The organism is Tissierella simiarum, from assembly GCF_018917865.1.
GTDB classification, from domain to species: Bacteria; Bacillota; Clostridia; order Tissierellales; family Tissierellaceae; genus Tissierella_C; species Tissierella_C simiarum.
In genome coordinates, this window is record NZ_JAHLPM010000003.1 from 62,722 (window position 1) to 78,653 (window position 15,932).

Here is a 15,932-nt window from a genome sequence, read left to right on the forward strand (position 1 = left end):
ATAAGGAGGATTTAATAATGAAAAAGATATATACTATTCAAGTAGCTGGAGTAACAAGGGAGTTGCCTATTGTACAGGTCAACGATAATCTTTGCATTGCAAGTTTTGTCATACTAGGAGATACTGAACTGGTTTGTGCAACAGCTCCTGAAATTGTGAAAAGATTGCCTGAGGTTGATATATTAGTAACTGCAGAAGCAAAAGGGATTCCTTTGGTGTTTGAAATGTCCAGGTTATTAAAAATGCCAAAATATATTGTAGCTAGAAAAAGCATTAAACCTTATATGAATTCGCCAATTATTGATGAAGTTGTCTCCATTACCACACAGAAGAAGCAGTTATTGTGTCTAGATGAACAAGATGCTGCATATATAAAGGGAAAGAAAGTAGCCATTATTGATGATGTTATAAGTACTGGAGATTCAATCCAAGCCATGGAAAGGATCGTAGAATCTTCAGGAGGTATTGTTGCAGCTAAAGCAGCTATACTGGCAGAAGGAGAAGCGGCAAATAGAAAAGATATTATTTTCTTGGAGTATCTTCCACTTTTTGAGATTGAATAACATATTTTATATATTATTAGCCTTTTGTTATTATGGAAGTAATAACAAAAGGCTTTTTATTTGTAAAATAGTATAAGATACTATCCGGGTGGTTTGTATCATAATTTACCGTTATTGATGGAAAGTCTTCTCTTGATTTTTTAGATAAATAATAATCCAAAATAATATTTAAGAAAAAGGTAAATTTAATAAGATGAAAATTGCTTAAGGCAGAAAAACGAGATCAAAGAGAGAGGGGGAAAATAAGTGAATTCTGATAACTAGCTGACATGTCAAAGAGATGTGATTAATAGGTGATATAAAAATATGATTGACACTTTTCTTCTCTAGGATCTCTGCACATTGATTTTTATGATTTGCTATGATAAAGTAAGGGTAAAAAAGCTGATGAACGACGATCAAATATGTAGCTGAAAGCCAAATACCTTAGTTAAATAAACTGTAATTATTAATATACAGATACCCTAGTGTAACAACCTTCTGATAACAGCAAGATAATATTTGGCGTAGACCCTTTATTTCAGTATTAATCCTGTGATTCTTTAGAGTATACTTATGAACCGATCGCAACACTAGTATAAAGTTAAGTCAGCTAAATGGAGGGAAGAATTATGTTGCATCAAATTGAATTCCGAAGAAGTATAAGAAAGTACAAAGAAAAACCGGTTGAAGAAGAAAAAATATTGCAATTACTGGAAAGTGCAAGACTTGCCCCTTCCGGTAGCAATACGCAGCCCTGGAATTTTATCGTAGTCAAGTCGGAAGAAACACGAGAAAAATTGGCGAAAGCAACTCATAATCAAAAATGGATGATGATGGCACCAGTTTTTATTGTTTGTGTTGCAGATATACGTTGCAGAATTAATGATGAAAAAGAAATTAATTTGGATGAGAACAGTCCAGAGTGGGAATTGAAACAGATTATTCGAGATACTGCCATTGCTACAGAACATATTGTCCTTGAAGCGGAAAACTTAGGTTTGAGTACGTGTTGGACGGCATGGTTTACTCAGAATGAAATAAGACCAATTTTAAGTATTCCAAATGATAAGTTTGTATGTTGCGTATTAACCGTTGGATATGCTGACGAAGAGCCAAAACAGCGTCCGAGAAAAAAGCTCGAAGAAATCGTCCGCTATGAAAAATGGTAAATCAAATTAACGTAGATGATAATATGATATAGCGAAAATAGGATAGCCTATCAGGGGTAAATAAATAGCTACGACGCCCTTGACAGGCTATCCTATTTTTTATTTTTGACTGACAAGGAAGAAATACTCCTTTATGGCATTTATCTATAAAATCAAGTTTATCTTTACACTTTATATGATATATTTATTTTATTAGGATATAAATTTATCAGTTGGAGGGTACTATGAAAGGTTTATTACATCATATCGAAATTTATGTAAGAGATTTGAAGAAGACTACTGAATTCTGGGGATGGCTATTGAGTGAATTAGGATATGAAGAGTTCCAAAGCTGGGAAAAAGGAATAAGTTATATTTTGAGTGGTTCATATATTGTTTTTGTTCAAGTTGAAGAAAAATATTTGGATATACCATATCATAGATGTAGAGCAGGTTTAAACCACCTTGCTTTTAGAGGAGAAAGCCGAGATTTTGTTGACTATATCACAAAAGAATTAAAAAATAGAGATATTAAAATATTATATGAAGATAAACATCCATTTGCTGGTGGACCCGATTATTATGCAGTATATTTTGAGGATCCAGATAGGATGAAAGTAGAAATTGTTGCTGATTAATAAAGAAAAGTAAATATTGAATAAGAACACAGTAAATATTAAATAATACAGATATAGAGAAGATGGGATAAAGGAGTTTTAATATTTAACTTCTCGTTTTATGAAATAATTATACGAAGAGGGGTGTAGTTAAATTATTATGTTTAACAATATAATAGAAAAAAGAACTGTTAATGATGGCCTTCATAGCCTAGTATTGGAGATTGCAGAAAATGAGTATAAACAAGTTTATGATGAGTATAACGATGAAATAGCATCTAAAATTTTGAATCATCATTTGGTAAATAGAGGTGATGATGGTAGACCAACAGACGTTCAAATTCATCATGAAAGCGACAGTAATATTGTAAAGATTTCTGCAAACATTCACTACTTAGGGAATAGTCATACGACATATGGAATACATTAACATATAGATTTAAAGGCACCCATAAATTCATGGGTGCCTTTAAATTATCTATAGATTAAAATACTGAAAAGTTTGTATTTAAAAATCGTCTTTAAATAATTTTTCGATGGTATTTACATCATTACTAATTGTGAGAGGTTCTACAGCTGGCCCTTCAATTATTTTTCCCTCATAAGAGAATCTTGAACCATGGCAAGGGCAATCCCAAGATTTTTCAGCAGAATTCCAATTTAATTCGCACCCCATATGTGTACATGTTGTATTCACTAAATAAAGGGTACCATGCTCATCTCTATATGCTCCAGTCCTTTTCCCGTTAATTTCCAAGACTTTTCCTTCTCCACACTTAATATCTGCATCCTCGGGTAATGGAGAAAGTTTTCCGTCTAAAAGTTGCCCAGCTACATTAATGTTTCCCACGATAAAATTCTTTGTAGAAGCAACAATGGTTTGACGTGATGGACTATAGACATCTTGCCAAGGACTTTTTCCTTTGGTAATCAAGTCTTTAAGGACTATAGCAGAGGCCATGCTATTTGTCATACCCCACTTTCCAAAACCGGTAGCTATGTACATATTGGGTGTATTTGAAGTAAAATTTCCTACATAAGGTAATCCATCTAAAGTCATACAGTCTTGAGTAGACCATCGGAAAGGAACATCTTCTACAGTAAAGATATCATTTGCAAAATCTATTAATGCTTCGTAATGTTTAGTTGTGTCATTACTTTGACCAGATTTATGATTATCACCAATGACAAATATAAGCTCACCTTCTGGAGAATCTTGATATCGGAGTGAACGTGCAGGTTCTTCAGCATTTATATACATTCCACCTGGATATTTTTCCTTTGCTTTAATCGCCACAACATAGGATCTTTCAGGAAAAATTCTTGTGAAGTACATTCCATGCTTGTTATAAAAAGGATAATGTGATGCAATGATAACCTTTTTTGCAGTCACTTTTTTTCCTTGAGCAGTTGTAATTATATAATTATTCCCTTCTTCAATATCCACAACTCTACTTTGTTCATATATATAAACACCATTATTATTTATATTTTTTGCTAAAGCAAGTAGATATTTAAGTGGGTGAAATTGAGCCTGATTATCAAAACGGACTGCTGCTTTGATAGGTATAGGGAAAGGTATTTCTTCTACATAAGAAGCCTTAATACCTAAACTCGATGCTGCTTTAACTTCATCGCTAATCTTTTGTATGTATTCTTCTCGTTGTGTATATACAAATGCTGGTTGAGAAATATAATCACAATCGATATTATTATCATCTGCAATCTTTTTTATTTCATGAATAGAAGATTCATTAGCATCTGCATACTGTTCTGCTAATTCTACTCCCATTTGTTTTTGAATTTTATTATAAATAAGCTCGTGCTGTGATGTGATTTTTGCTGTTGTATGTCCTGTAGTACCATGAGCTATATGATTGGCTTCAAGAACAGCTACTTTCAAACCTTCTTTTTTTAATAGGTACGCACATGAAATACCTACTAGGCCTCCTCCAACTATTACTACATCTACATTTATATCCTCATTTAGAGCTGGATAATGTGTAATGGAGGTGGAGGCTATCCAATAAGGTTGAGGTGGACTTTTAAAATTCTTTTGTTCATTTATATTCATATTATTCCTCCTAATATATATGAAATTTTCTGTAAATTTATCTTTTGCTTACATAAGATAAAATATTCAAATCTATAGTCGATTTTTATAAGAATAATGGTATTCATAAATAGGGTTTTTATTGCTGTGTATATTAAATTAAATAAAATACAGAGTAACAATATCGTCACTTTGTACAGCACCGTATTTGTTTTAAAATATTTAACTAAATAAAATACAGTAGTTTTAAAATACTAGATTATTCTCTAGCAGAGTGTGCTATTTTACTTGCTGTTGCTGCTGCAATAGCAGCTACTAAATCATCTAAAAATGTATGTACATGTTCACCTTTCATATCATTTAATTTCTTTATAATTCCGACTTTTTCCTTATCTAGATACCCATAGTTTGTCAATCCTATAGTTCCATATACATTTACTATAGATAACGGAATAATTTCATCAATACCGTATAGACTCTCATCTGATTCAACTATTGTTTGAAGTGGCTCTGGTAGAAGCTTTTTTTCTGCTATTTCATCTAATGCTATTCCTGTAAGAATTGCATGGATTATTTCTCTTTTTCTAAGCACAGCCTTAATATTTTCTAAACATATTTCCATTGTAAGATCCGGATAGTATTTACCTTGGAGAATCAATACTAATTCACCGATATCCTCTAGTTTTACTCCTCTTCTCTCAAGGATTTCTACCGTCATCATATGTAATTCATCCATATTGTATTTTCTCATATTGTACCCCTCTTCTATTAGTTATTATATTCTTCATATTGTTTTACATAATATTTTGTCTAATTATATATATCCAAAAAAATTAAAAATATTAGTCTATAAGTACTAAAATTTGATATATTAACAAATAAAGGATAAACTATAATATAATTAAGAATAAGCTACTATGAATTAATAACAAGGAGGAGATTTATTTGAGAAAATTAGGTTTACTGCCTAAACTAATTATAGCAATAATTATTGGGATTATTGTAGGAGCGTTTACTCCTGAATGGTTTGTAAGGATATTTGCAACTTTCAATAGTATATTTGGAGGTTTTCTAGAATTTGCTATTCCTTTAATAATTATAGGATTTGTAGCACCTGGTATTGGAGATTTAGGAACTGGTGCTGGAAAATTACTTGCAATTACTGCGGGAATTGCTTATGTTTCTACCGTTATATCAGGTTCATTAGCGTATTTTACATCTTCTATAGTGTTACCTACTTTTTTGAAAGCAGGAAGTTTAAATATAAATGCTAGTAATCCAGAGGAAGCATTACTAAAGACTTTCTTTGAAATTGACATGCCTCCAATATTTGGTGTTATGACTGCTTTATTAATTGCTTTTACTTTAGGATTAGGTATTGCTGCTATTAAAGGAGATGTACTAAAAAGATTGATGAAAGAATTTCAAGAGATTATTGCAAAGCTTATAAATGGTATAATTATACCATTATTGCCTCTACATATATTAGGCATATTTGCAAATATGACTTATGCAGGTCAAGTAGTAACAATATTATCTGTATTCTCTAAAGTATTTATCATGGTAATTTTACTTCATATAGCCGTATTGATTATACAATTCCTTATTGGAGGTACAGTAGCAGGAGGAAATCCTATTAGATTGCTTAGAAATATGATACCTGCATATTTTACTGCTATAGGAACTCAATCTTCTGCGGCAACTATACCCGTTACTTTAGAACAAACTAAGAAAAATGGTGTAAAAGATGATATAGCAGATTTTGTAATTCCATTATGTGCAACAATACATTTGTCTGGTAGTACGATAACTTTAGTTTCTTGTTCTATGGCAATAATGATGTTAAACGGTATGCCTGTAAGTTTTAATCTTATGCTACCTTTTATATTAGTGCTTGGCATAACTATGGTTGCAGCTCCAGGAGTTCCCGGGGGAGCAGTTATTGCAGCTTTAGGTCCGTTAAAGACTATGTTAGGATTCCCTCAGCCTATGCTTTCTTTAATGATAGCATTATATGTGGCTCAAGATAGTTTTGGAACAGCAACAAACGTTACTGGAGATGGAGCTATAGCTCTTATGGTGAACAAGATTTCTGGAAATAGACTATCCAAATAGCAGAGTCGATGGCACAGAAAGAAGAGTAATTTCTAAAATTTAAATTGAGGCAAGGTATAATGATAATTCACTTAATATGCAGCTAAATACTTGACTAATAACATTTCTAGTATGTTCTATTATTTGATATGGTTGACACTATTATTTACTTTAAGATAGTGTGAAGTTAAGAGATTTCTATTCATGGAGGAGGTGGATTATGAAAAGTAAAAAGATAAGATTTCTAGTTAAAGATAATAGAGTAGGTATGGCACATAAAATACTATCTGCTTTAGCCACTAAAAATATGAATATTTTGGCGATGGAAATTACTCCTCCATATATATCGGTAAAAGTATCTTGGGATTTCTTGAATTGGGAAGATTTTAAAAAGGATATAAAGGAAGAGATAAAAGAAATATTAGATATTATTGAATTAGATATGATGGATTCGGAGAAAGTTGCGAAAGAACTTCAAATAATTATAAACAGTATGGAAGATGGAATTATAGCAGTTAATAAATCTGGAAAAATAGAATACTATAATTCAAAGGCAGCAAAACTTTTCGGAATATTTAAAGGAGACCAAAATAAACATATAAACTTTTTAATACCTAAGGAGATTTATAATCCAACAGTGGATATAAATGATAAATCAAGTATAGAGGTATCAGGTAAAATTAGAAATAAAAAGGTAAATCTAATATTAGATGTTAAGATGATAAAAAATGAAGTTGGTATAAAGTTAGGAGCTTTGTTAATATTTAGAGAAATGGATGAGGTTAGGAGGCTTATACAAACTATATCAAGACCATCTATGATTAGTTTTGATGACATAATTGGAGAATCTAAATCTTTAAAAGAAACTATAAGTATAGCTAAATCCGTTTCAAAAACTGAAGCTAATATAATGATACTAGGAGAAAGTGGAACTGGAAAAGAATTATTTGCTAGAGCAATTCATTTAAATAGCAATAGGGCAAATGGACCTTTTGTTGCTGTAAATTGTTCAGCAGTTCCAGAAACATTATTGGAAAGTGAATTCTTTGGATATGACAAAGGAGCATTTACAGGGGCAAATAGAACGGGAAAGCAAGGTCTATTTGAGTTAGCTACAGGAGGAAGTATCTTTCTTGATGAAATCGGAGATTTGCCAACACATCTACAAGCAAAAATATTAAGAGCTATTCAAGAAAAATGTATAAGAAGAATTGGAGGAGAAAAGGAAATTTCTATTGATGTTAGGATAATATCAGCAACTCATAGGAATCTATCTAAAATGGTCATAGAAAAAACCTTTAGAGAAGACTTATACTATAGATTAAATGTAATACCTGTTAACATACCTCCTTTAAGAGAAAGGAAAGAGGACATACTTTTATTAGTAAGACACTTTATAAAGGTTTTAGGAGAAAATGAGGGTAAATCAAATATTAAAATAACCGATAATGCAATAAATGAGTTAAAAAAATATTCTTGGCCTGGAAATGTTAGGGAATTACAAAATGTTATAGAAAGGGCTCTAATATTTGCTGAAGATACAATAGATGTGGAACACTTATTAATAAACACAAAGCCCACTCATAATCTTATAGAGTCATTAATTCAAAATGAAGATGATATAAACCTTCCAGTAAAATTACCTGTTTTATTAGAGAAGATAGAATATGATTATATTATAAAAGCAAAGGAAAAATTTAAATCCTCTAGAGAAATAGCTAAAGCTTTGGGAATATCTCATACTACAGTTATAAATCGTATGAGGAAGTATGAAAAGAGTATGTAAAAAACATTTACAGCTTGTAAGAATTTCTTACAAAAGTGTAAATGTTTTTTACATATATACTAAAGTATTTATCATAGTTAAGATAATAACAAGGATTTCATATTTGGCATAATACTTGCATAACCATTAATATATAGTAGCTTAATTCAAATCTAAAATTAGAGGAGGAATTATAAATGGATATGAAGTTTATGCCAGAACCTTATAAGGTTAAAATGGTAGAACCTTTAAGAATTTTACCAAAAGAAGAGAGGATTGAAGCTATAAAAAAAGCTGGATACAATACATTTTTACTTAATTCAAGAGATGTATATATTGACCTACTAACGGATAGTGGAACAAATGCAATGAGCGATAGACAATGGGCAGGATTAATGATGGGTGATGAAGCTTATGCAGGAAGTGAAAACTGGTTCCATTTACAATCAACAGTTCAAGAAATTATGGGATTTAAACATGTTGTACCTACACATCAAGGTAGAGGTGCAGAAAATTTATTGTCACAAATATTGGTTAAACCAGGATCGTATGTACCAGGTAATATGTACTTTACAACTACAAGAGCACATCAAGAATTAAATGGTGGTACTTTTGTAGATGTTATCAATGATGATGCTCATATTTCGGATAATCCTGATGTACTTTTCAAGGGGAATATTGATTTAAAAAAATATGAAGATTTAATTAATAAGGTAGGAGCAGAAAACATACCATATATCTGTGTTGGAGTAACCGTAAATTTAGCAGGCGGTCAACCAGTTAGCATGAAGAATTTAAGAGAAGTATATGAATTAAGTAAAAAACATGGAATTAGAGTTATGTTTGACTGTACAAGATATGTAGAAAATGCATATTTCATAAAGGCAAGAGAAGAGGGTTACAAAGATAAAACTATAGCAGAAATAGTGAAAGAAATGTTCTCATATGCTGATGGAGCTACTATGTCAGGTAAAAAAGATGGTATTGTAAATATAGGCGGATTTTTAGCTATGAATGAAGAGGAACTTTATAGTAAGGCAACTGCGTTAGTAGTAGTATATGAAGGAATGCCTAGCTATGGTGGAATGACTGGTAGAGATATGGAAGCTTTTGCAATAGGATTAAAAGAAGCTTTAGATTATAATTATATTAAACATAGAGTAGAACAAGTTGAATATTTAGGAAATAAATTATCTGAAGCAGGAATACCTATTGTAAGACCAGTAGGAGGGCATGCTGTATTCTTAGATGCTAGAGCATTTTTACCTCATATTCCACAAGAACAATATCCAGCACAGGTTTTAGCCGCTGAGATTTATATAGAATCAGGAGTTAGAACTATGGAGAGAGGAAATGTTTCGGCAGGTAGAACAAAGGAAGGTAAAGAATATTTTCCAAAATTAGAATTAGTAAGATTAACATTACCTAGAAGAGTTTATTCCTATGCGCATTTAGATTTCGTAGCCGAAGCTATTATTCGTACTTTTAAGAGAAGAGACGAAATAAAAGGATTGAAATTTATTTATGAACCACCAGTATTAAGATTCTTTACTGGTAGATTTGAGCATGTAGAATAAAAAATATTATTTATTATTTGAGACTGCTGACAAAGTAAAGTTTGTTAGCAGTCTTTTTTTATAGATAAGTTACCCAATAGATAATATTACTAATGAAAGAATAGTTTATTTCTAATATTTTTTTAATCAGTTTAAAATAATAAATTGATTAAAAGAACAAAAAGACATATAATCTAAATGAGTGATAATGAGTTTCATTATCGACTATAAGAAAGTTTTATTTTGTTAATACATAAGAGAATATTTTTGAGAGCATATAATTATTATAAGAATTTTGTACATTAACAGATTTAGACTATTTTAAGTTTAGATATGATAAGTATAAAAATGTATCTATTCAAGGGGATTTTATGTTTAGTACAAGAAAGGAGCTTATAAGATGAAACACAGATTCCACATAAATACTAAGGGAGGGTATTCGGAAATATTTAATCAATACGCAGAAATGCGTACACATTTTGCAACAATACGAAGTTCTACAAATAATGAAAGTGGAAGAGAAATCATATATGATATAGATTTTGACTATGGGGAAGGTAGCATAAAACTTTACAGGCTTATGGGAAATGTAATGCTTATAATTTTTGATACATTATTTTATCATGATATGATAACAGAGTTTGATTTATGCCAAGAATATTTTGAAATAGAATATTGTATTGATGGTTGTTTAAGCATACAAGAGGCTGAAGTAGGTAATATGTGTCTTTGTTCTAATGACCTTTCTATATCCATGTCTCGTGAAACATCAGGCTCTGTTATAAATTGTGCTGGACAGAAATATCAAGGCATTTCTATTACTGCTGAAAAATCAGCTATCGCCTCTTATTTTGGAAGTTGTGGGGCTGACCTTTGGGAGGATACAATAGAACAACTGCAAAAAGGCCTGCGGGAACAATATTATCAAGGGATAAGTGTATCTCCTGAAATTACCAATGTATTTTTACAAATCTTTAATTGTAGTTTGCCCGAAAAAACAAAGATTTTATTTTTTGAAAGCAAAGTAATGGAAATATTATCAAAGATAGTATCATATGAAATTTTGGAAACAGATATGACAGAACAAATACCTTTAGACGAATTTGAAATTAGGCAGATTAAAAAAATACCTGAAATATTAATGAGGAATTTATATGAACTTCCAACTATTAGCGAATTATCCAAAGAATTAGCTATCAATAAAAATAAATTAATGAAAGGCTTTAAATTAATATATGGAGATACTATATTCAGGTATCATCGAAAAATGTGTTTACAGCGAGCAGCTACATTGTTATTGGATACTAATAGGTCAATTAATGAAATTGCTCTTGATGTAGGATACTCAAATCCAAGTAATTTTTGTTATGCGTTTAAAAATGAATTTGGAATAACTCCATTGCAGCATAAAATGTCTTTACTATAATTTTTAAATATAGATTTTTATAGCTTGTGTTTAAACTACAAAGCCATAGGTATAATGCCTATGGCTTTGCTTTGCCTAAAAACTAGCAAATATAAGGTGATGAATAGTATTTATAAAGGTTTATAACTTGAAAAATTTCTTTGTCAACATAAACGGTGCCTCCATCAATATGGTTAATATACATTCCTACTGTATCATTATTTATAAGAGTAAGATAAGTTAATTTTGAAAACTTTATAGTATTCACAAAATAATTACATTATATGAGGGGGCATGAAAATGTCAAAAAAATTTATAACATTATTTTTAGCAGTAGCTCTTTGTATTTCTATTTTGATAGGGTGCTCTCATACTGATAAGGTGAAAGATAATCAAGAGCAAAATCAGAATGATCAAGATCCAAAGTTAAATCAGACCAAAGACAACAGAAATCATTACCCTGTCACTATTAAAATGTATACGAATGAAGGCAAAGAAATAGAACAAATCATTGAAAGAGAGCCTAAGAAGGTTGTAATAATTGGAGAAACCATGGCTGAACTTATGATCGAATTTGGACAAGAAGATAAGGTTGTTGGTTTAGGATATCTTAACCAATCTTTTTCAAAATATAGTAATCAAATTTCCCAAATGCCTATTATTATAGAATCATGGCCATCAAAAGAATCCGTACTTGCATTACAGCCTGATATTATCTGTTCTATATCTTCAGCTTTTAAAGAAGAATTATTGGGAGATATTTCGTTTTGGAATGATAGGGGTATTCCAATACTTTCAGCTGTAAACTTTACAAGAGGACGTAGTATTGATGAATATTTTATGGATATTGAGAATTTTGGAATAGCTTTTAATATTAAAGATAAGACAGATGCATACCTAGATAAGCAAAAAGCTAGAATACAGGAGATTGAAAAGATAGCTAAAAGAGCTGAGAAAATGCCAAAGGTATTGTTTATAGGAGGTGCACGTGAAACTTATTATTACTATCCACCTTCTTGGTGTATTATTGATGAAATGATTGAAGGTGCAGGTGGGGAATATATGAAATTATCAGAGGACGGATATATGGAGATGTCAATTGAGGCAATCATTGCTGCTAATCCAGAAAAAATTATCATCACAGAATTTCAACAGCCAGATAGAGAAGCAATAAAAAATAAACTACTTTTAAACGAAAGACTTCAAAATGTTAATGCCATAAAAACAGGCAATGTGATGGATGTTGGATATACAAGTTCAATTAATGGTGGTCTTGAGCTTGTTAACCTGTATGAGGAAGTAGCGGCATTTATTCACCCTGAATTATATGGGGAGAAAGGAGTAAACTAATTATGGCATCCGAGATAGATACAAACCATATAAAAGGTACTTCAAGGAATTGTAATTCTATATTAAAAAATAGATATATATTTATTTCAATAATTATTCTATTAATTGCCGCCGTTATATTTTCCATTATTATTTCAATATCTACAGGACAAGTCTCTATTCCTTTTACTGAGTCCTGTCGGATATTGATCTATCAATTAACTGGCATACAAATTGGAGATATTAGCCAACTTACCTCAGGAATGTTTGTGGATATTATTTGGCAAATTCGCTTTCCAAGAGTATTGTTGGCAATGATTGCTGGAGTTGGCCTTGCTTTATGTGGAACAGTTATGCGGGCAGCCGTACAAAATCCACTGGCGGATCCTTATATATTGGGAATTTCCTCTGGTGCATCTTTAGGAGCAACATTTTCAATAATGATAGGCTTTAGTGCTACGGGTATTTTGGGTGAGATGGGAATTGCTTTTTGGGCATTTATAGGTGCTTTGATGGCCAGTGTTTTAGTCTTGGGACTTGCCAGCATTGGGGGAAAAATGTCGTCAGCTAAGTTGGTGCTTTCAGGAACAGTTATCAATGCCCTATGTAATGCATTTTCAAGTTTCATTATATATTTTGCTAAGGATGTAGAAGGTATTCGCTCTATAACTTTTTGGACAATGGGAAGCTTTGCTTCTGCACAGTGGAATAAAATTCCCTTGATTTTTATTGTTGTAGCACTTGCTGTAGTATTCTTTTTATTCCAGACAAGGGTAATGAATACCATGCTAATGGGGGATGAAACTGCAGTTATTCTTGGAATAAATCTTAACTTTTATAGGAGACTATATATGGTAATTTCAGCCGTTGTGACAGGTGTTATTGTAGCTACCTGTGGAATTATTGGATTTGTTGGATTAATTGTTCCTCACATAGTTAGAAGTGTTGTTGGCTCTGACCACAAACGGTTTTTGCCAACAGCTATTCTTTCTGGTGCAATATTTTTAATTTGGGCAGATGTTTTTGCCAGAACCATTATTCATAATGGAGAACTGCCAATCGGTATTGTTATATCCCTTCTTGGGGCACCTGTGTTTATGTATATTTTGATTAAGAAAAGTTATGGGTTTGGAGGAAAATAATATGAATTTAGAGGTTGATAATATTCATGTTACCTTATCAGGTACCAATATTGTAAAAGATATTTCTCTTTGTGTTAAAAGTGGCCAATTTATAGGAATTATTGGACCTAATGGATGTGGGAAATCTACATTGTTAAAAAGCATATATAAAGTGATTAAACCTAAGCAAGGTTCCGTATTTCTAGATGGGAGTGATGTTTTGAAATCCAGCCCAAGGTCAATTTCAAGAAAAATGAGTGTTGTTGGGCAGTTTAATGATTTAAGTTTTGACTTTACTGTCCATGAGATGGTAATGATGGGGAGAACTCCTCATAAAAACTTAATGGAATCGGATAATAAAGAAGATTATGAGATTGTAGATGCTGCTCTTAAAAAAGTAAATTTAAGTTCATATTCAAATCGAAGTTACTTGACTCTTTCTGGCGGTGAAAAGCAAAGGGCTATATTGGCAAGAGCCATTGCACAAGAACCTAAATTTTTAGTTCTTGATGAACCTACAAATCATTTGGATATTAAATATCAGCTTGAGATTTTGTCTATCGTCAAATCTTTAAAGATAGGAACATTGGCAGCATTACATGATCTTTCCCTTGCCGCAACATATTGTGATATTTTATATGTTATAAAAAAGGGAAAAGTAATGGCAAGTGGAAAGCCAGATAATGTTTTAACCAAAGAACTTGTAAAACAAGTATATGAAATTGACTGTGAAATTTATACCAATCCTGTAACTGGAGGTTTGGCCATTGCCTATTTTCCACCAGTAGATTGAATATAGTTTCTTTCAAAGATTGAAGAAGTGAATATTTGGAGGTGTTTGACTTGGAAACTGACATGACAAAAGGGAAGCCAATGGAGATAATAATTCGATTTGCAATTCCAATGTTTATTGGCAACCTGTTCCAGCAATTTTATAATGTCGTTGATACAATTATTGTAGGTCGATTTGTGGGAAAAGAGGCATTGGCTGCCGTTGGTTCGTCCTTTGCGATTATGACATTTGTGACATCTATTTTAATAGGGCTTTCTATGGGAGCATCTGCGCTTTTTTCTCAATTTTTTGGTGCAAAGCAGTATGAAGAGTTGAAAAAAGCTATTTCAACGTCCTTCATATTCATTTTTATTGTAAGCTTAGTACTTACAACAATAACATCTTTATTTATGCACCAAATCATTCATGGATTCCAGATGCCAATGGAAACAAGAGAATATGCAGCAGATTATCTACGGTTTATATTCGCAGGATTAATTTTTACAGGAGTCTATAATGCTTTTTCCTTTCTACTTAGAGCTGTTGGTGATTCAAAATCTCCCCTTTATTTTTTGATTTTATCTGCAATCATCAATATAGTTTTAGATTTAGTTTTTACAGTAATGTTAAATATGGAAGTGACAGGCGTTGCATTGGCAACATTTATTGCTCAAGGTATTTCAGCAGTTAGTTGTGCTGTATATACAATAAAACGTATGAACTTTATTAAATTTAAGCGTAAAGTTATTCTATTTGATAAAAAGATGTTTAAAACAGTGGCTAGTTATTCTATTTTAACGGCTGTGCAACAATCTGCATCAAGTTTTGGTATGATGATGGTTCAAGGTCTTGTAAATACTTTTGGAGCAACTGTAATGGCTGCATTTGCAACTGCTTCAAAGATTGATTCTTTTGCCAATATTCCTATGCAGGACTTTGGAAATGCTTTTTCTACCTATGTTGCACAAAACAAAGGGGCAGGCAATATAGAAAGGATACGTGAAGGAATGCGTGGTGTTTCAAAAATTATCGTTGCCTTTTCATTAGGTATCTCTATACTTGTTTTCATTTTTGCACCACAGTTAATATTGATTTTTGTAAAAAAAGAAGCTGTAGATGTTATTGCAGTTAGTGTATATTATTTGCGTATTGTATGTGTAACTTATACACTCCTTGGATTTTTGCAAATGTTTTATGGATTTTATCGAGGACTGGGAGAAGTTAATGTATCTATAATTCTAACCTTTGTTTCACAGGTAACAAGAGTATTACTAGCATATGGACTTGCTATGACACCTTTAGGGTTTGCAGGAATCTGTTTGGCAATTCCTATTGGATGGTTTCTATCGGATGCTTTAGGTGTTATAATGTATAAAAAAATAATGGTAGAGGATAGTGTGTAAGAATAAATGTGGTGATTGCAAGTTAATGGCTTTCGCTTCCAAGATGAATATCGGGAGCAGCTATTCAAGGGAAGTATTCTATTCAAAGAATTCTCAAAAAGGAAAATCAGGATATAAGAATATA

14 protein-coding genes are annotated in these 15,932 nt (G+C 31.7%); 12 read left to right on the top strand and 2 right to left on the bottom strand.

Features of this window, described 5'->3' with window-relative positions:
* Positions 1 to 17 precede the first annotated feature (17 nt).
* From KQI42_RS04525 to KQI42_RS04540, 4 genes are all read left to right on the top strand, one after another.
* Positions 18 to 563, top strand: a complete 546-nt coding sequence (locus tag KQI42_RS04525; RefSeq protein WP_216517199.1) for a phosphoribosyltransferase family protein — start codon at positions 18 to 20, stop codon at positions 561 to 563.
* 611 nt (positions 564 to 1,174) lie between these two features.
* Entirely contained in the window at positions 1,175 to 1,714 is a 540-nt protein-coding gene (locus tag KQI42_RS04530) for a nitroreductase family protein (protein ID WP_216517202.1), read from the top strand.
* Positions 1,715 to 1,938: 224 nt separating this feature from the next.
* Positions 1,939 to 2,331: a VOC family protein gene (locus tag KQI42_RS04535; RefSeq protein WP_216517204.1), complete on the top strand. Its 393-nt coding sequence runs from the start codon at positions 1,939 to 1,941 to the stop codon at positions 2,329 to 2,331.
* A 139-nt stretch (positions 2,332 to 2,470) separates the two neighbouring features.
* Positions 2,471 to 2,740 carry a hypothetical protein gene (locus tag KQI42_RS04540; protein ID WP_216517206.1) on the top strand — a complete coding sequence of 90 codons (270 nt, stop codon included), beginning with the start codon at positions 2,471 to 2,473 and terminating at the stop codon, positions 2,738 to 2,740.
* Positions 2,741 to 2,818: 78 nt separating this feature from the next.
* On the opposite strand, the gene KQI42_RS04545 is transcribed toward KQI42_RS04540, so the two are convergent.
* Together KQI42_RS04545 and KQI42_RS04550 are read right to left on the bottom strand one after the other, a co-directional pair.
* Entirely contained in the window at positions 2,819 to 4,384 is a 1,566-nt protein-coding gene (locus KQI42_RS04545; RefSeq protein ID WP_216517207.1) for an FAD-dependent oxidoreductase, read from the bottom strand.
* Between the two features lie 238 nt (positions 4,385 to 4,622).
* Positions 4,623 to 5,114, bottom strand: coding sequence for a phosphatidylglycerophosphatase A family protein (locus KQI42_RS04550; RefSeq protein ID WP_216517210.1), 492 nt, complete (start codon positions 5,112 to 5,114; stop codon positions 4,623 to 4,625).
* A gap of 194 nt (positions 5,115 to 5,308) precedes the next feature.
* Between KQI42_RS04550 and KQI42_RS04555 the strand changes: the two genes are divergently transcribed.
* The 8 genes from KQI42_RS04555 (at position 5,309) to KQI42_RS04590 (ending at position 15,808) form a co-directional block, all read left to right on the top strand.
* A complete protein-coding gene (locus KQI42_RS04555) occupies positions 5,309 to 6,478 on the top strand; it encodes a dicarboxylate/amino acid:cation symporter (RefSeq protein ID WP_216517212.1) in 1,170 nt (389 codons plus the stop codon).
* A gap of 199 nt (positions 6,479 to 6,677) precedes the next feature.
* Positions 6,678 to 8,243 carry a sigma-54 interaction domain-containing protein gene (locus tag KQI42_RS04560; RefSeq protein ID WP_216517214.1) on the top strand — a complete coding sequence of 522 codons (1,566 nt, stop codon included), beginning with the start codon at positions 6,678 to 6,680 and terminating at the stop codon, positions 8,241 to 8,243.
* 176 nt (positions 8,244 to 8,419) lie between these two features.
* Positions 8,420 to 9,799: a tyrosine phenol-lyase gene (locus KQI42_RS04565; protein ID WP_216517216.1), complete on the top strand. Its 1,380-nt coding sequence runs from the start codon at positions 8,420 to 8,422 to the stop codon at positions 9,797 to 9,799.
* Positions 9,800 to 10,178: 379 nt separating this feature from the next.
* Positions 10,179 to 11,204, top strand: a complete 1,026-nt coding sequence (locus tag KQI42_RS04570; RefSeq protein WP_216517218.1) for a helix-turn-helix domain-containing protein — start codon at positions 10,179 to 10,181, stop codon at positions 11,202 to 11,204.
* A 279-nt stretch (positions 11,205 to 11,483) separates the two neighbouring features.
* Positions 11,484 to 12,533: an ABC transporter substrate-binding protein gene (locus KQI42_RS04575; RefSeq protein ID WP_216517220.1), complete on the top strand. Its 1,050-nt coding sequence runs from the start codon at positions 11,484 to 11,486 to the stop codon at positions 12,531 to 12,533.
* Between the two features lie 2 nt (positions 12,534 to 12,535).
* Positions 12,536 to 13,654 (top strand): FecCD family ABC transporter permease, encoded by a 1,119-nt coding sequence (locus KQI42_RS04580; RefSeq protein ID WP_216517223.1) that lies wholly within the window; start codon positions 12,536 to 12,538, stop codon positions 13,652 to 13,654.
* Between the two features lies 1 nt (position 13,655).
* Complete coding sequence (locus tag KQI42_RS04585; RefSeq protein ID WP_216517225.1) at positions 13,656 to 14,426, top strand: ABC transporter ATP-binding protein; 771 nt, start codon at positions 13,656 to 13,658, stop codon at positions 14,424 to 14,426.
* A gap of 50 nt (positions 14,427 to 14,476) precedes the next feature.
* Positions 14,477 to 15,808 (top strand): MATE family efflux transporter, encoded by a 1,332-nt coding sequence (locus KQI42_RS04590; protein ID WP_216517227.1) that lies wholly within the window; start codon positions 14,477 to 14,479, stop codon positions 15,806 to 15,808.
* The last annotated feature ends 124 nt before the right edge of the window (positions 15,809 to 15,932 follow it).